This is a genomic window from Sneathiella litorea (assembly GCF_009882915.1).
Taxonomy (GTDB): Bacteria; Pseudomonadota; Alphaproteobacteria; order Sneathiellales; family Sneathiellaceae; genus Sneathiella; species Sneathiella litorea.
On the sequence record NZ_WTUW01000001.1, the window covers coordinates 216,817 to 233,648 of the forward strand.

General features: G+C 50.6%; 18 protein-coding genes and 2 riboswitches. Of the genes, 9 read left to right on the forward strand and 9 right to left on the reverse strand.

The genetic code is table 11. From position 1 onward, the window contains the following. The first annotated feature begins 11 nt into the window (after positions 1–11). The 6 genes from smc to GQE98_RS01055 all read left to right on the forward strand — a co-directional run bounded on the left by smc (position 12) and on the right by GQE98_RS01055 (position 6,060). A complete protein-coding gene (smc, locus tag GQE98_RS01030) occupies positions 12–3,470 on the forward strand; it encodes a chromosome segregation protein SMC (protein WP_161313696.1) in 3,459 nt (1,152 codons plus the stop codon). Between the two features lie 161 nt (positions 3,471–3,631). Beyond that, positions 3,632–3,949, forward strand: a complete 318-nt coding sequence (locus GQE98_RS01035; protein ID WP_161313697.1) for an AtpZ/AtpI family protein — start codon at positions 3,632–3,634, stop codon at positions 3,947–3,949. 63 nt (positions 3,950–4,012) lie between these two features. Beyond that, positions 4,013–4,750: a F0F1 ATP synthase subunit A gene (locus GQE98_RS01040; RefSeq protein ID WP_161313698.1), complete on the forward strand. Its 738-nt coding sequence runs from the start codon at positions 4,013–4,015 to the stop codon at positions 4,748–4,750. Between the two features lie 52 nt (positions 4,751–4,802). Then, the gene (locus tag GQE98_RS01045; RefSeq protein ID WP_161313699.1) at positions 4,803–5,027 is read left to right on the forward strand and encodes a F0F1 ATP synthase subunit C; all 225 of its coding nucleotides are present in this window, start codon (positions 4,803–4,805) and stop codon (positions 5,025–5,027) included. 56 nt (positions 5,028–5,083) lie between these two features. Continuing rightward, positions 5,084–5,575, forward strand: a complete 492-nt coding sequence (locus tag GQE98_RS01050) for a F0F1 ATP synthase subunit B family protein (protein ID WP_161313700.1) — start codon at positions 5,084–5,086, stop codon at positions 5,573–5,575. Further along, positions 5,575–6,060, forward strand: a complete 486-nt coding sequence (locus GQE98_RS01055; RefSeq protein WP_161313701.1) for a F0F1 ATP synthase subunit B family protein — start codon at positions 5,575–5,577, stop codon at positions 6,058–6,060. The genes GQE98_RS01050 and GQE98_RS01055 overlap by 1 nt, the downstream gene beginning before the upstream one ends. 142 nt (positions 6,061–6,202) lie before the next feature. Here the strand turns inward: GQE98_RS01055 and gcvPB are convergent, their stop codons facing one another. The 6 genes from gcvPB to GQE98_RS18355 all read right to left on the reverse strand — a co-directional run bounded on the left by gcvPB (position 6,203) and on the right by GQE98_RS18355 (position 11,779). Beyond that, complete coding sequence (gcvPB, locus tag GQE98_RS01060) at positions 6,203–7,789, reverse strand: aminomethyl-transferring glycine dehydrogenase subunit GcvPB (protein WP_161313702.1); 1,587 nt, start codon at positions 7,787–7,789, stop codon at positions 6,203–6,205. Next, positions 7,783–9,132, reverse strand: coding sequence for an aminomethyl-transferring glycine dehydrogenase subunit GcvPA (gene gcvPA / locus GQE98_RS01065; RefSeq protein ID WP_161313703.1), 1,350 nt, complete (start codon positions 9,130–9,132; stop codon positions 7,783–7,785). Before gcvPA ends, gcvPB begins: the two co-directional genes overlap by 7 nt. Then, complete coding sequence (gene gcvH / locus GQE98_RS01070) at positions 9,129–9,506, reverse strand: glycine cleavage system protein GcvH (RefSeq protein ID WP_161313704.1); 378 nt, start codon at positions 9,504–9,506, stop codon at positions 9,129–9,131. Before gcvH ends, gcvPA begins: the two co-directional genes overlap by 4 nt. Positions 9,507–9,526: 20 nt before the next feature. After that, positions 9,527–10,636: a glycine cleavage system aminomethyltransferase GcvT gene (gene gcvT / locus GQE98_RS01075; RefSeq protein WP_161313705.1), complete on the reverse strand. Its 1,110-nt coding sequence runs from the start codon at positions 10,634–10,636 to the stop codon at positions 9,527–9,529. Positions 10,637–10,698: 62 nt separating this feature from the next. Further along, a riboswitch (glycine riboswitch) is annotated at positions 10,699–10,792 on the reverse strand. A 3-nt stretch (positions 10,793–10,795) separates the two neighbouring features. Then, positions 10,796–10,886, reverse strand: a riboswitch (glycine riboswitch). Positions 10,887–10,954: 68 nt separating this feature from the next. Then, positions 10,955–11,518 (reverse strand): hypothetical protein, encoded by a 564-nt coding sequence (locus GQE98_RS01080; RefSeq protein ID WP_161313706.1) that lies wholly within the window; start codon positions 11,516–11,518, stop codon positions 10,955–10,957. A gap of 21 nt (positions 11,519–11,539) precedes the next feature. Continuing rightward, positions 11,540–11,779, reverse strand: coding sequence for a CDGSH iron-sulfur domain-containing protein (locus tag GQE98_RS18355; protein ID WP_161313707.1), 240 nt, complete (start codon positions 11,777–11,779; stop codon positions 11,540–11,542). 141 nt (positions 11,780–11,920) lie between these two features. Between GQE98_RS18355 and ispH the strand changes: the two genes are divergently transcribed. Both ispH and thrB read left to right on the forward strand, forming a co-directional pair. Then, positions 11,921–12,880, forward strand: a complete 960-nt coding sequence (gene ispH / locus GQE98_RS01090; protein WP_161313708.1) for a 4-hydroxy-3-methylbut-2-enyl diphosphate reductase — start codon at positions 11,921–11,923, stop codon at positions 12,878–12,880. Between the two features lie 3 nt (positions 12,881–12,883). Then, complete coding sequence (gene thrB / locus GQE98_RS01095; protein ID WP_161313709.1) at positions 12,884–13,849, forward strand: homoserine kinase; 966 nt, start codon at positions 12,884–12,886, stop codon at positions 13,847–13,849. A gap of 15 nt (positions 13,850–13,864) precedes the next feature. On the opposite strand, the gene GQE98_RS01100 is transcribed toward thrB, so the two are convergent. Then, entirely contained in the window at positions 13,865–14,584 is a 720-nt protein-coding gene (locus GQE98_RS01100) for a hypothetical protein (protein ID WP_161313710.1), read from the reverse strand. A 181-nt stretch (positions 14,585–14,765) separates the two neighbouring features. Here GQE98_RS01100 and rnhA point away from each other — a divergent pair, with 181 nt between their 5' ends. Then, positions 14,766–15,209 carry a ribonuclease HI gene (gene rnhA, locus GQE98_RS01105; protein WP_161313711.1) on the forward strand — a complete coding sequence of 148 codons (444 nt, stop codon included), beginning with the start codon at positions 14,766–14,768 and terminating at the stop codon, positions 15,207–15,209. 66 nt (positions 15,210–15,275) lie between these two features. On the opposite strand, the gene GQE98_RS01110 is transcribed toward rnhA, so the two are convergent. Together GQE98_RS01110 and GQE98_RS01115 are read right to left on the reverse strand one after the other, a co-directional pair. Then, positions 15,276–15,755 (reverse strand): peroxiredoxin, encoded by a 480-nt coding sequence (locus tag GQE98_RS01110; RefSeq protein ID WP_161313712.1) that lies wholly within the window; start codon positions 15,753–15,755, stop codon positions 15,276–15,278. A 103-nt stretch (positions 15,756–15,858) separates the two neighbouring features. Further along, a complete protein-coding gene (locus tag GQE98_RS01115; RefSeq protein WP_161313713.1) occupies positions 15,859–16,707 on the reverse strand; it encodes a protein-disulfide reductase DsbD domain-containing protein in 849 nt (282 codons plus the stop codon). Between the last annotated feature and the right edge of the window lie 125 nt (positions 16,708–16,832).

Sequence of the window (16,832 nt, forward strand, 5' to 3'; positions counted from 1 at the left end):
ATGGAGAGGCTGTGAAGTTTTCGCATTTACGACTGTCGGGGTTTAAATCATTCGTTGAACCGACGGAACTCCTGATAAAGGACGGCCTCACAGGGATTGTTGGTCCAAATGGCTGTGGTAAATCGAATCTTGTCGAAGCCCTGACTTGGGTGATGGGCGAAACTTCGGCGCGTAATCTACGCGGCGGCGCCATGGATGATGTGATCTTTGCGGGCACCACCTCGCGTTCAGCGCGAAATGCGGCGGAAGTCACACTCGGTCTTGATAATAAGGAACGAACGGCCCCGGCATCTTATAATGAGTCCTCTGAACTTGACGTCACACGCCGTATACGACGTGAAGCAGGATCAGATTACCGGATCAATGGCAAGGTGGCCCGGGCCCGTGACGTCCAGCTTCTATTCGCGGACCTCGCGACCGGGGCCCATTCCACGGCAATCGTCAGTCAGGGACGGGTTGGTGCACTGATTAATGCCAAGCCAAAGGAACGTCGGCATCTGCTTGAAGAAGCCGCCGGGATTTCTGGACTGCATTCCCGACGCCATGAGGCCGAGCTCCGCCTGAACTCTGCGGAAACCAACCTGGAGCGTGTCGATGATGTTATTGAACAGCTCGAAGTACAACTCGGTAATCTGAAAAGACAGGCCCGACAGGCGAACCGCTATCGCAATATCTCCGGCCATATTCGCAAGACAGAAGCTTTACTATTTTTCCGTAAGCATCAGCAGGCTCAGGAAAAGGCGGCAGAGGCGCGCCAGAAGTATGAACAGGCTGTCATGGCGGTTAATGAGCTGACTCGTCAGGCGGCATCTGCCGAATCAGCAACCTTGCGAGCCAACGAAGCATTGAAACCATTGCGTGATGCCGAGGCTGCCGCTGCCTCAGCTGCCCATCGCCTGACCGTTGCCCGCGAAAACCTGGACGCAGAAGAAGAACGAGCTAAGCGGACCAAAAAGCAGCTTGAGGATCGTAAAAACCAGATATCAAACGATATGATCCGCGAAAAGGACCTTGAAAAGGATTCGGCAGAAGCGATTACACGCCTTGAAGCAGAGAAAGCTACATTAAAGGAAGAAGCCGACAACGCGGGTCCACTTGCAGAAGCCCTTCTCGGAAAGGTCAATGAAAGGGCGTCCGCACTTCAGGATATGCAAAGCGCCTTTGACCAGAAGACAGAGACCGTTGCCGCAGAACTCGCGGAGCGAAATAGTCTGGTACAGCAAATAGAAACCGCGACAGCGCAACTTCAGAAAATAAAATCAAGGCTCATAGATCTTGAAAGAGAAAAAGCCTCACTGGAAGAAAAAATTGGGTCTGATGACGACGCAGGAACTTCTACCTCTTTGCAGGACAACATCGCAGCGCTTAATGATTTAAACACGGCATGCGATGAAGCGGAAATACAACGACAGGCCGCTGACGAAGCCGAGCGGGAAGCGAGAGATAAAGTTAAGCTGGCGGAACATGACGTCACTGCGCTTGAAGCTGAAGAACGCGCTCTGTCGCACCTTCTGGAAAGCACCGACGATGGGGAATGGCGCGGCATAATAGAGGAACTGACCGTCGCAAAGGGGTATGAAATCGCTCTGGGTGCGGCGCTGGGTGATGAGTTGGAGGCCCCTGCTGATGACGCGGCTGCGGCCTATTGGCAAACATTGGAAGGATTGGCTGTATCCCAAGTCTTCAATGGCGAGGTAAAAACACTCAATCAATTCGTAAAAGGACACACTGCCCTCCAGGCTCGTCTTTCGCAAATTGCCATTGTTGATGCGAATGAGGGCCCGGGGTTACAGCGCCAATTGAAGCCCGGCCAACGATTGGTCAGCCTTGAAGGTGACCTTTGGCGGTGGGACGGCTTTACCCGCAAAGCCGGCGCCAAAACTGCCGCCGCCGCCCGCCTTGAACAAAGAAACCGCCTTGTAGAAATAGAGAAAGATCTTGTTTCCAAACGCGCTGTTCTTGCAAACACAACAAACGACCTGAATAGCTGCTCTGAGTTGCTCGGCAGGGCCACGGAAAAAGTTAAGGAACTCCGTCGTCGCCACCGTGAGCAGGAACAGGAACTTTCCAAGCTTCGGGCGGTCCATGCGGAGGAAATAAGAGAGAACGCCGCGCGGCAATCACGGCTTGCGTCCCTAAAGGAAAACATAACCGAGCTAACCACGGAGCGAGAATCGCTCGATGAAAACCTCGCAGGAAAACAGCGAACACTCAATCAACTGCCCGATATGGACGGAAGTAAGACTGAAGTTGAGACGCTTCGGACCGAACTCCATGAAAAGCGGGACGAACTTGCCGTTCTTAGAAGCGAATCAGATCGCGTAACCCGGGAAGCAGCCTCCCGCCGCGATCGACTGACGGCCATAGATAAAGAAATCCTGAGCTGGATAGACCGCAATAAAAATATGGCTGCCCATTTTGTACAGTTGGAAATGCGGTTTAAGGACACAGCGCACGAGCTTACCGAAATTGAGAACAAACCGGAAGAAATTGCGGCTAAACGCAACAACCTGATGGATGAAATTGCCCTCGCCGAAGGACGGCGAAACAATGCACGCGATAAACTGGCCGAGGCCGAATCGATCCTGATGGAATGTGATGCTGCGCTTAAAAAGTGTCAGGATGCGCTTGCCACCTGCCGTGAAGAACGGGTGCGGCACCAGGCTGATGTCGAACATATGACGGAGGTGCTGAAAGGACTCGCTGAACAAATCCGCGAGAAACTTGAATGTACACCGGAGCAGATCAAAACCGCGGGCGGCATTGAAGAAGACGAACAAATTCCATCGGTTGAGGAGAGTGAACGCAAGCTGGAGAGGCTGAAGCGGGAACGTGATAACATGGGCCCGGTCAATCTTCGCGCGGAATTAGAGGCGGAGGAAGTTGAAGAACAATTATCGACGCTGACCACAGAACGTGAGGACCTTCTTGCGGCCATCGCCCGTCTCCGTCAGGGTATTTCTGGATTAAATCGGGAGGGTCGGGAACGATTGCTTGCCGCCTTTACCAAGGTTGACGAGCACTTCCAGCATCTTTTTAAACAGGTATTTGGTGGTGGTCAGGCGCATCTCACGTTAACCGAATCTGATGACCCGTTGGCGGCAGGTCTGGAAATTATGGCGAGCCCACCCGGTAAGAAGCTTCAGTTAATGTCCTTACTTTCTGGTGGGGAACAGGCATTAACCGCGGTCGCGCTTCTGTTCGCTGTATTCCTGACCAACCCCGCACCAATCTGCGTCCTTGACGAAGTGGATGCTCCGCTTGATGATGTCAACGTGGAGCGTCTTTGCCATCTTTTAGATAGTATTGCCCAAAACTCCGACACGCGGTTTCTGGTGGTAACCCATCATCCGATCACGATGGCCCGCATGGATCGACTGTTCGGCGTCACCATGGCAGAGAGGGGAATTTCACAACTTGTTTCCGTCGATCTGGAGCAAGCCAAGGAGATTACTGAAAACGCCGCCTAAGGGCGCGCGCCCTGCTCTTTTGAGCAGTCGTGATAAACATTCATGAATGTGGCGAAAAAGCCGCTTGTAGGGTCTTGACACTCAGGGGGGCAGACCGTATGTTTCCCGCGCTTTCAATGGGGGTTCATGGGTAGCGTTTTGCTTTCCATCCGGAGACATGAATGAATAAGCCTAAACCTCCCTCGAAAGAAGAATTTAGAGCTCGGCTTGAAAAGGCGCAGCAGAAGCAGGAACAAGCCTCCTGGAAACGCAGCGACTTGAAAGTGGAGAAAAACAGTTCTGCCGGCAGGGCATGGCGATTATCTGTTGAGATGGTTGCTGCATTGCTGGTTTGTGGCTGGTTTGGCTGGTTGCTCGACAAATGGTTGGACACAAAGCCTTGGTTGATGCTGGTATTTTTAATTGTCGGTGCCGTTGTTGGTCTATACAACGTTATAAAAGTCGGCAGTCGAATGAATAACGGCGAGTTTGAGGAATAGGCGTCCGACGGATCTGTTGGATGCCTTGGAACAAGTTGAAACAGTAACGACGGGAACAGCATCGTGGCGTCAGAACATAGCCCTCTTGCACAATTCGAGATCAAGCGCTTGGTGGAATGGAACGTTGGTGGTCTCGATGTCTCCTTTACCAATGCTTCGCTGTTCATGGTCATCGCGATCGCCGCAATCACCTTGTTCCTGACATGGAGCATGCGCGGACGGGCCCTGGTGCCGGGACGCATGCAGTCAATGGCTGAAATCAGCTATGAATTCATCGCCAATATGGTCAAGGACAATGTGGGTTCAGAAGGACGCAAGTATTTCCCGTTCATCTTTACTCTGTTCATGTTTGTATTGTTCTGTAACCTGCTCGGGATGATCCCCTATACCTTCACGGTCACCAGCCAGATCATTGTTACCTTCGCTTTGGCGGCGCTTGTATTTGTCGGCGTGACTCTTATCGGTATTTTCAAGCACGGCTTCAAGTTCCTGACCTTTTTTGTACCTAGTGGCGTGCCCGCTGTGCTCTTGGTTATTCTGGTACCGATTGAGGTTATCTCTTATTTCGTTCGCCCCATCAGCCTCTCTGTTCGTCTGTTCGCCAATATGTTGGCCGGGCATACGCTGCTGAAAGTGTTTGGCGGATTTGTTGTCAGCCTCGGGATTTTTCTCGGTTGGCTCCCCTTAGGGTTTATTGTTGTTCTGACAGGCTTGGAATTCCTGGTCGCATTCTTGCAGGCCTATGTGTTTGCCATCCTGTCATGCCTCTATCTTAACGATGCGCTTCACCTGCATCATTGAGTATAAGTTAATCTTCAACATTGGTTGTTCTTGATTTAGAAGGAAGAATATTATGGAATTAGAAGCCGCAAAGATGATTGGTGCTGGCCTTGCGACTATCGCACTTGCAGGTGTTGGTGTGGGTATCGGAAATATCTTTGGATCATACGTTTCTGGCTCTCTGCGCAATCCGGCTGCTGCTCCGAAAGTTTTCGGTAACGTGTTGCTCGGCTTTGCCCTGACAGAAGCTGTTGCGCTGTTCGCGCTGGTTATCGCATTCCTGATCCTGTTCGGTTAATCAACCTTTCTCACTTTTGAGATTTTAGGTCGATAGGATTGGATTAAGGAGCCGGTATGCCGCAACTTAATATTGCAGACTTCCCGCCGCAGCTTGTATGGCTCGCGATTTCGTTTGTCGTTCTTTACTTTTTGATGGCGAAGGTCGCGATTCCCGGTATTTCAGATGTTCTGGAAAATCGGCAGAACCGTATATCTTCGGATTTGGAAGAGGCAAAACGGCTTAGTGAAGAAGCGGACAAGGCGAAGGCAGATTATGAAGAAGCTCTCGCTGAAGCACGCAGCAAAGCTCATGGTATAGTCTCTGAATTGAAGGCTTCCATGACCAAGGAACAGGACGCCAGCAAGGCTGAACTGGACGCAAAGCTGGCGAAGAAGGCAAAAGCTGCCGAAACCAGCATTCGTGAAGCCAAGGAAACAGCTCTGAGCCATGTGCGCGAAATTGCGGGGGATACCGCGAAATCGGCAGTGGCCAAGCTTGTTGCCATCGATGTTTCCGAGAAAGACGTGGAAGCAGCAGTTGCTTCCAGCATGAAGGGAGACGCCTGATGCTACATGATCCTACCTTTTGGGTTGCTGTTGCCTTTGTGGGTTTCCTTGGTGTCCTTGTCTATTTCAAGGTACCGCCGCTCATTGCCAAGCAACTAGACGCTCGTGCGGATAAGATCCATGCAGAGCTAGAGGAAGCCAAGAAGCTTCGTGAAGACGCACAATCACTCTTCGCGGACTATCAGCGGCGTCAGCACGATGCTCTACAAACAGCGGAAGACATCGTTGCCCGAGCCAAGGAAGATGCAGAAATCCTCCGCAAGGAAAGCATTAAGGAGCTTGAAGCGACCTTGATGCGGCGTCAGGAGCTTGCAGAAATCAAGATCCGGCAGGCTGAGGAAAAAGCTATTGCGGAAGTTCAGGGTATCGCAGTTGATGTGGCAATCGCCGCCGCAACAAAGCTAATGCAGGATGGACTGAAAAAAGATAAGGCAGACGCCTTGATTGATCAGTCTATTAAAAGTTTGGAAACACAGCTCAACTAGAGCTTATGTCCACGACTAGAACAAAGGCCCCGGATTTTGTCCGGGGCTTTTTTTGTGCCCTACTTTTTATGTTTTAGGGGCATGACATAAAAAAAGCCCCGCCAACTTGGCGAGGCTTCGTTTTGCAGCCGTCAATGGGAGGCTATGATGCTGCTGATACAGAAGTTTTCTCATTCGCATCGGCTGATTCATCAGGTATCCAGCGCAAGACCGGATTACGCGCCGCACCGGTCTCATCGAGCCTCCGCCTCGGAGAAAAATGAGGGGCGCTGAGGAAATAGTCCGTCTCCCCCGCAGTCGCCTTGTCCAACAAATACCGCATGGCACCAATGAACTGATCAAGGGTCTGACGGGATTCGCTCTCTGTTGGTTCGATAAGCATTGCTCCATGCACCACTAGCGGGAAATACATGGTCATAGGGTGGAACCCCTCATCAATCATTGCCTTTGCAAGATCGAGTGTCGTAACCCCCGTACCTTTCAGCGTGCTGTCATCAAACAGGGCTTCATGCATGCAAATCCCCGCGAAGGATGAATGCAGTTTGTCATCAAGGCTGACACGAATATAGTTGGCATTGAGGACAGCATCTTCGGCAATTTGCCTCAATCCATCGGCGCCATGGCTTTGCATGTAGGCCAGAGCCCGAATAAACATCCCCATCTGCCCGTGAAACCCCTTCATTCGGCCAAAGCTTTGGGCCGCGTCGCCCTCCACCTGCTCAACAAGTTCGAAGCCATTCTCTCCCTGAATGACGTAGGGTACCGGTGCAAATGCCGCCAGCCCTTCAGAGAAGACCACAGGGCCCGCGCCGGGGCCACCGCCACCATGAGGCGTGGAAAAGGTCTTATGCAGGTTAATATGCATGGCATCGACGCCAAGGTCCCCCGGACGGACCCGCCCGAGAATGGCATTAAGATTGGCGCCATCACAATAGAAGTATCCGCCTATCTCATGCACCAGATCAGCGATTCTCTTCACATCCGTTTCAAACAGGCCACATGTATTGGGGTTGGTTAGCATAACGCCCGCCACATCTGGGCCAAGTTTCTCCGCGAAGGCATCCAGGTCCATACGACCATCCGCCCGTGCAGGAACCGCCTCAACCTTGTATCCGCAAAGGGCGGCCGTCGCCGGATTTGTACCATGTGCAGATTCCGGCACAAGGATACGCGTCCGAACCTCTCCATTCGCTTCATGGGCCGCCCGAATGGCCATCACCCCACAGAGTTCCCCATGGGCGCCGGCTGCTGGTGACATTGTAACGGCCGGCATACCGGTGATGGTCTTGAGCCAATGGGCAAGATCATCAATCAGCTCCAGCGCCCCCTGAACGGTGCTTGTGGGCTGCATGGGATGCAGATCACCTAACCCCGCGAGACGAGCGACCTTCTCGTTAATCCGCGGATTATGTTTCATCGTACAGGATCCAAGCGGATAAAAGCCTGCGTCAATCGCATAGTTCTGACGACTCAATCGAACGAAATGCCGGAGAACCTGGGGTTCTGACAAATCGGGCAGACCAACACTCTCCTTGCGTTCCAATCCGCCAAGACGACTCTTGACCGGTTTTGGATCAGCCATATCGACGCCGATTCTTCCCGGAACGCCTTGCTCAAAAATAAGTGGTGTTTCAAGTTCCAAGCCCTTGTTCCCTGTAAAGGTTTCAAGGGAGTCATCTACATTACTATCAACAGTCGGCTGTGTGGGGCGTCCTTTGTTATTTAGCATCCAAGCACCTCCTTCAGCGCAACGACAAAATCATCCATATCCGCGGTCGAGCAAGTCTCGGTTGCGGCGACAAGAAGCAAATTTGCCATATCCGGCTCTTTCGGGATTAAGCGAGATACAGGCACCCCGCCCAGAACGCCTTTAGTCGCAAGTTTTTCTACGATTTCCGCTGCATTCGCCGGCAAGCGGAGCGTAAACTCATTGAAAAACGTATCATTGAGAAGACTGACGCCGTCAATTGCCTCCAACTTCTCAGCAAGAGTAACGGCCTGCGAATGATTAAGAGAGGCCAACTTCGTAAATCCAGCCTCTCCCAGCAGGCTCATATGAATCGTAAACGCGAGAGAGCAAAGCCCGGCATTTGTGCAAATATTGCTGGTGGCCTTTTCGCGGCGGATATGTTGCTCGCGTGTCGACAGGGTGAGGACGAATCCTCGTTTACCATCCTGATCGACAGTTTGGCCGCAGAGCCGCCCTGGCATCTGTCGAACAAACTTTTGCCGTGTCGCCAAAAGGCCAACATACGGCCCCCCGTAGGAGAGTGGCACACCGATTGACTGGCCTTCTCCGGCAACAATATCAGCCCCCATTTCACCCGGGGATTTGATCGCACCTAGCGAGACCACCTCGTTCACGACGACGACAAGAAGCACGCCTGCCTCGTGACATTTATCTGCGAGAGCGGTCAGGTCCTGGATTCGACCGAAAAAATCAGGGTTTTGAACAACGACGCAAGCTATATCCGAGTTGATATGGTCGTCAAAATTTTCTATTCCCGCAGCAGCGGTCGGAAGATCGATTGTCTCAAACTCGGTAAACTGCAGTGTTGTTCGGGTTACGTCCCGATAATGGGGATGCAGATTGCCGGAAATAACAGCCTTTTTTCTTCGGGTCACACGGCACGCCATCAAAACAGCTTCCGCACACGAAGTGGCCCCGTCATACATGGACGCGTTTGCAACTTCCATCCCTGTGATCAATGCCACCTGCGTCTGGAACTCAAAAAGAGCCTGAAGGGTGCCCTGGCTGATTTCTGGCTGATACGGAGTATAGGCCGTTAGAAATTCAGATCGTTGAATAATATGGTCAGCAACAGAAGGTACATGGTGCTGATACGCGCCGGCACCAAGGAAGCAGGGCGTGGAATAAGGAGAGAGGTTTTTTGCGGCCAGTGTTCTAAAATTCTTCTCAACCACCATTTCGCTTTCATGCAATGGCAAGTCAAGCAAATCCGTGAGCCGTGCTTCTTCCGGTATATCGGCGAACAAATCGTCAATCGATTTAACCCCGACCCTCGCAAGCATTTCTTTCCGCTCCGTAGCGGTATGCGGCATATATCTCATTCGTCGAGACCTTGCAGAAAAGCCTTATACGCAGCTTCGTCCATCAGATCGTCCAGATCCGAACTATTGCTCACCTTGATCTTGGCAAACCAGCCGCTGTCCATCGCGTCCTCATTGACCTTGGTCGGGGCGCCTTCCAGTTCGCTGTTTACATCGATGATTTCACCGCTCACAGGAGAATAGACCTCAGAAGCTGCCTTCACGCTTTCAACGACCGCCAATTCATCTCCCTTGGTAATTTCGTCGCCAATGGTGGGTACTTCGACATACACAACGTCACCAAGTTGCCCTTGGGCATAGTCACTGATACCTATTGTTGCCACCTCTCCTTCGAGCAGCACCCATTCATGATCTTCTGTAAATTTATATGACATTCTTTACTCTCCAGTGAAAACTAACCTCGATAATAGCGTTGCTCGACAAATGGCATTTTGGCCACGACTGCCGGGCGGGATTTACCTCTGACAAGCAGATTTATCTTTGTACCAATGGTCGAAAAATCAAGCGGGACATATCCCATCGCGATGGGAACACCCAGGCTTGGCGAAAAGCCCCCGGATGTAATCTCACCAATGACATTTCCTGCTTCATCCGTGATTTCTGTATGCTCGCGCGCAGGCGCACGGCCTTCAGGAAGGATTCCCACACGCTTCATCGCTGGTTTATTAGCGATTTCGGCCTGAATAATGTCAGCGCCAGGAAATCCGCCTTCTTCGCGACGGCGTTTGCTGATCGCCCAAATCAAGCCAGCTGAGATCGGCGTCGTCTTCTCATTGAGGTCATGCCCATACAGACAGAGGCCAGCCTCAAGGCGAAGAGAATCACGCGCACCAAGCCCTATCGGCTTTACCTCGCTATTGTTTAACAGCTTCCGACACAGCGCATCCGCCTGACTATTCGGGATGGAAATTTCGAAACCATCTTCCCCCGTGTATCCCGATCGCGTCACGAAGCAAGGAACGCCATCAATCTCAACTTCGCGGTACCCCATGAAAGGCATAGAGGCGACTTCCGCCGCATATTTTGTTAGGACCGCTGCTGCCTTCGGTCCCTGCAAAGCGACAAGAGCCCGGTCAGTCAACTCTGTTACTGTCGCCGCGCCCGCAAGCCCTTTCGTCAGCAAGGCAATATCCTGCTCCTTGCAAGCCGCATTGACGACAACGAACAGGTCCTCCCCTCGCTGGGTGACGATAAGGTCATCCAGAATACCGCCCTGCTCATTGGTGAGGAAGCTATAGCGCATCTCCCCATTGGAGAGGGCCTGAATATCACCGGGAATCAGCTTCTCTATAGCTGCTGCTGGATTCTCGCCTGAAATGACAAGTTGCCCCATATGGGAGACATCAAAAAGCCCGGCGGAAGAACGGGTATACAAATGTTCGTTGAGGATGCCCTCCGGGTATTGCACCGGCATATCATAGCCCGCGAACGGAACCATCTTGGCGCCGAGCTCGACATGTAAATCATAAAGGACGGTTTTTTTCGTCGACGTATTTTCACTCATAGGACAACCCTGGTTGCGGACAAAAGCCAAATTCTCCAGCAAAAACTCGCTGGATTGACCCCCTCTGTCCTATAACCTGAGAGAATTGACGATGCTGGCAACGGCCATATCGCTTACCCCTTCGGTGAAATCACATACGCAATTTGCTTTCCAGAGTTTCATCCCCCTGCGGTCCGGTTGCCTGAGAGTTTCCGGGGTGGTTGCTCCTTCGGCGATGGCTTATAACGACCATCTCTCCCGCGGGGATCGACTGAATATCTGCGCGATAATAATGTCGATTTGAGAATAGTCAAACAAGTATTGGTCCTGCGTCGACAATTAGCTCTGCAATTCCATTTGCTCTCGAGTTAGCTGGAAACCGATAATTATGACATAATCACCGCCGGTTTTGAGGCCTGTCAATGGAATCCGTTGTTCGATCTCTTCCTGCACCGTAGCACGGCGGCGACCTTCCTCAACTTCAACAGGGCTATAGAATATTTTCTTTGCGATGATCTCGCCCGTTCTTTCCGCAATCGCGACGAAAAAAGGAAATTCTTCAGTCTGGCTGGTGGCGGCTGGTCCCTTGGTCGCTCCGATGCGCAGGATCAATTCAGCAACAATAGCCGTATCATCATCCACATACTGGCATTGCCCGCTGAACGGCGCGATGATGCCTTCAAACTTGACATCGACAAGATCACGCCCCTCACCCTCCCTGAAAATTGTAATGGTTTCGGCACCAGGCAGAACCTCTACCTGCGGACAGGGGAGTGGTGGCGCCGATTTGCCAAAAAAGCTAAACACATCTGTATCAATACTGCCGCTACAAGATGTAATCAGTAGCGGGACAGCCAGAATACCGGCACGTAAATATGTTTGAATGGGATTGAAAAAGGACATAATGAACCGGTAGAAAAAGGGTTAAAGAGTATTATGAGTGCCATCGCACAGCGGCGCACTGCCTGTCTGCTTGCATCCACAAAAATATAAGTCTTCGGATTTTGACGCTGTATGAATGACGGGCCGGATATCTGTAATCTTGTGGGATCCATCGCAGAAAGGTTGTTTAGTGCTCAATCCACAAGCACACCAAGCGTACTTCTTCCCTTCTTCGACGGCCACTTTATATGGGGATTTTTGTGCAACTTTCGCCTTCGTCATTCGAAATTACCTCGCCTAGATATGGCATTACCCGTGAAACTGTTGTATGAGTTCGGCAAATCTAGGATGGACCGACGGATTTAGCAAGTTTTCACAAATGTCTATGTCTATTCTATGAACCAATCAAGCGTGGAATTGACTATGGATAAATCAAAACGGACATTGCTATTGGCGGCGCCGCGTGGATTTTGCGCGGGCGTAGACCGTGCTATCCAGATTGTCGAGAGAGCTCTCGAAAAATATGGTGCGCCGGTCTATGTTCGCCATGAAATCGTGCACAATCGTTTTGTCGTTGAAAGTCTCGAGAAAAAAGGGGCGGTGTTCGTTGACGAGCTGGCAGATATTCCCAAAGATGTACCGGTAATTTTCTCAGCTCATGGCGTCGCGAAGTCAGTCCCGGCCGAGGCGGAAAACCGCAAGATGTTTTATATCGACGCCACCTGCCCGCTAGTCAGCAAGGTGCATCGGGAAGCGGAACGCCATGAACGGGATAATCATGAGATAATCCTGATTGGTCATCGCGGTCATCCGGAAGTTATCGGCACTATGGGACAACTGGCCGAAGGTCAGATTACCCTCGTTGAGACGGCGGAGGAAGCCCGCGCCTTTACTCCAACACAATCGGGGAAAAGCCTTGCGTACCTTACCCAGACGACACTTTCCGTGGATGAAACCAGGGAAATAGTTGGTATCTTGAAGAATCGGTTTCCCGCCATTGAGGGACCGAAAAAAGAAGATATCTGTTACGCGACAACGAACCGACAGGCGGCTGTAAAAATTCTTGCGAAACGGTGCGACGGAATGCTGGTTATCGGGGCACCAAATTCCTCGAATTCGATGCGGCTGGTAGAGGTTGCGGAAAAAGCAGGTTGTGAAAAAGTAGCTCTTGTACAGCGTGCCTCTGATATACCCTGGAGTACCCTCAAAGAGGCACATACAATTGGAATTACAGCTGGCGCGTCCGCGCCTGAAACGCTGGTTGAGGAAGTAGTAGACGCCTTCTTACAACGTTTTGACATCACCGTTGAAGAGATCGTTACCAATCAGGAGCAGGTGGTTTTCAAGATGCCCAAAATCCTTGAACCTGAAGTGGCGGAGTAATTTATGGCCGTTTACACAGAGATTTCGGATGATGATCTGGATCGGTTTCTGGATCAGTATAATCTTGGCCAGGCTCTCTCCTGCAAAGGCATCGCGGAAGGTGTTGAAAACTCTAATTATCTACTCCATACCGACAGCGGATACTTCATCCTCACTCTTTACGAAAAGCGCGTAAAGGCAGAGGACCTACCCTTTTTTCTTGGGTTGATGGAGCATCTCGCGGCGGGCGGCTTTATGTCACCGAGGCCGATTGCGGCGAAAGACGGGAAAAGCCTGAAGCAGGTGGCCGGACGCCCGGCAGCCATTATCGAATTTCTTGATGGTCGATCGATCAAACGCGTTATGCCGCAGCATTGCGCTTTGTTGGGGCAGGCTTTGGCCCAGCTTCATACAATCGGCAGCGACTATTCCTTGCAGCGTATGAACACCCTCTCCTTATCAAACTGGCGCCCCCTCTATATAGCCTGCCAGAAAAGCGATAACGACAGAATGAATGCGCAGCTTTTCCCGGAGGTTGAGGCGGAAATTAGTTTTCTGGAAAATCATTGGCCGGATGCTCTACCAAGGGGCGTTATTCATGCTGACCTGTTTCCCGACAACATCTTTTTCCTGAATGATAGGGTTAGCGGCGTAATCGATTACTATTTTGCCTGCAACGATTTTTTTGCCTACGACCTTGCGATCTGCCTCAACGCCTGGTGCTTCGAAAATGACGGCAGCTTTAATATTACTAAAGCCCGCAAGTTGTTAAATGGCTATCGCGAAGTTCGGGACTTCTCAAAGGAGGAACTTGACTTCTTACCCTTGCTTTGTCGCGGCGCGGCGGTTCGCTTTCTCCTCACCCGTCTATACGACTGGCTCAACCAGGTTGAAGGCGCGCTCGTCAAACCCAAGGATCCGCTAGAGTATTTAAAGAAGTTGCAGTTTCATCAGGCAGTAAAAAATGTCGCTGCGTATGGGCTTGACTAGGAAACGCTGCTGAAATCAGTCGAACAGAGAATCGATTTCATCTTGCGAGATTTCCTGCCCTTCTGGTCGAGGTCCACTCAACTCCACATCCTCATCAAACTGCGGTGGCATTTCGGCAATCTCGAATTCCTGAAGCTCATTTTCACCACCGAGAATATCAATCATCTTGCTGATCCGCTCATCGACAAAACTTAATGTCGTGACAACCTTGGAAATGCGTTGCCCGGTAACATCCTGGAAGTTGCAGGCCTCATAGATTTTCATAACAGCATGACTGATCGCTTCGATACTCTCTATTTCTTCCGGAGAGCTTGCATGAAGTGCAAGGCTATCATTCATATCCTCTATACCCTCAACCGCCTCAAGAATAGTGTGGGTCGCGGTTTCCGTATCCCCGACAACAGCATCAAGCTGGTCTGTTACAGAGTTAATTTTCTGGCCATTTTTTGAAGCGCTGAGAGAGGCAATTTCACGACGGGTTTCAAGAATTACGCTGGAAAGTTCCTGAAGCTCCTGACGCAGTATTTCAAGCTCTTCTGTCGTCTTTCTTGCGGCAGTATCCTTCACAGGAGAAATCTCTGATGTATTCTGGGCGAAACGGCTCTTTATTTCATTAAGCGCCACAATAATCTCACCATATTGATCATCAGTTATCCTGCCATTTGCGGGAGCTGTTTCAATTGATGCACTTGAGCCAAATTGTTCGATCTCCGCCGAGTATAATTTTTTTTGCATTTTTTAAACTCAAACCTACTAATACCAAAAAGGACCATGGCGCCCTTTCCCCCGCTGCAACGTTGCTCGAAAGAGGCTAATTTTAAGTTAAAACTATCCTTTTTCTGAAATTGCCGCTGCGAGGCATTCATGCTAATAGCCGGACATATACGAGTAAGTGTATTGGTATTGGAGCTTGTTTATGTCAGAAAATATTGTTGTGATTTACACGGATGGTGCCTGTTCCGGCAATCCTGGCCCGGGGGGTTGGGGTGCCCTTCTGAATTACAACGGTAAAACAAAAGAACTTTGCGGGGGGGAAGCCGAAACGACAAACAATCGGATGGAATTAACCGCAGCGATAAAAGCCATTAACTCGCTAAAGCGACGCTCCATGGTCGAGCTTCATACGGACAGTACTTATGTAAAGGATGGTATCACTAAATGGATGGCCGGCTGGAAAAGAAACGGATGGAAAACTGCCGCAAGGAAGCCAGTTAAGAATAAGGACCTCTGGCTTTCGCTGGACGAAGCCATATCAGAGCATCAGGTTAGCTGGAAATGGGTCAAAGGGCATGCGGGAGATCCCGGCAACGAAAAAGCCGACCAGCTCGCAAATAAAGGAATGAAAGAATTCAAGCGCTGACCGACGCTATTATGGCCTGCGGGTTATGACGGGGAAGACAATCGCCTTCCCCGCCGAGAAGATCAATTAAAGCTGACCAAGCAGGGTTTCCGCATCGGATACTTCGAAACCGCCGGTTTCTTCAAGGTTTAACTGCGATACAACGCCATCATCTACAAGCATCGAATAACGCCGGGAGCGGATACCAAGCCCTGCACCGGAAGCATCAAACTCAACTCCCAAGGCCTTGGTAAATGCCGCATCCGGGTCCGCGACCATTTTAATGCTGCCAGCATCGTGATCTTTACCCCAGGAGGCCATCACAAAGGGGTCATTAACAGACAGACAAACAATTTCATTGACGCCCTTAGCTGTCAAATTTGATGTGTTCTCTACAAAACCGGGTAAGTGTTTGGCGGAACAGGTTGGGGTATAGGCACCTGGCACGGCAAACAACGCAACTTTCTTACCATTAAATAGGTCCGCCGTAGAAACTTTGGTCGGCCCCTTCTCAGTCATCATCATCAACTCGGCATTGGGAAGTTTGTCACCAACAGATATCGTCATTTCTATTTCCTACTTTTGTTTAGTTGCGTCATTTTTCTAGATAACTCTAACATAATGATGCAGGCGAAAATAAAAAGTTTCAATTACACTGGATCCGCTTTTTTTAGTTGATTTGAAGGGTCTTCTCGCCCGTCATGGCTTTATCAAATACTGTTACCGTGATGTTCTGGCCTGGCAGCTGATCTGACTTGGAGGGAAAATTACCTTTCACCCTAAATGTTACGCCCATGCGATCCTCTGAGAGCGTAGTGGAGATCAGGTCGAAATATGCACCCTCTTTCCCCTCTACGATAATGGATGGGTCTTCAAAGGGTTGCTTGTTGGCTGACACGGTAATAGAAAATGTCTGGTCACCCTCTGTCTCAGCCGTCGCATTACTTAGTAAAGAGCCATCCGAGCCAATTTCCGCAGGCACCTGGCGGGCAAATGTCTCGATGATTTCCGCCTCCTGTGTCAGCTCCGCATTATTTGCATCGAGGGTGAGGGTAAAGTCATGTTCATAGGGGATACAAACGTCTTCACAAATTCCAAGTTGGAGACTGAGTTTTAATTTAACGGGCTCTCCTGCTTCCATCAACGTAACATCAATGGGGAACACGACTTCATCATGGTAGCCCCAACTTGAAAAACCATAGGCATGGAACTGTGCAGGGAGAGGCCAGGAAACCATAGCAGCCTTTAGGTTTTCTGAACCGTCCCAGTTCAATCGTGGGGGAATTCCTGCATCGCCGGGGTTGCGCCAATAGGTTTTCCATCCCGGTGCCAATTTAATTTGAAGGCCGATGCGAAGAGAATCGCGTCCTTTTACACCATCAACCCCGGAAATCAATCGAAGGCGCGACTGATCCGTTGTGGCCCAGTCCGTTGCCGTTTCAGCATTTGCAGGCCCGCTGACACTGAAAGCAAGATAAGCAAATGCAACAAAGAGATACCGCAAATTCAATAACCTCATACAGAGTTAACCCTTAGCCTTACAATGGTATAGTCACCACATATATAAAACATTATTAAGGGTTGATATGTCACAATCACGTCATGAGGACATTCAACGGCTGGGATTCTTTAAACGCAGACACA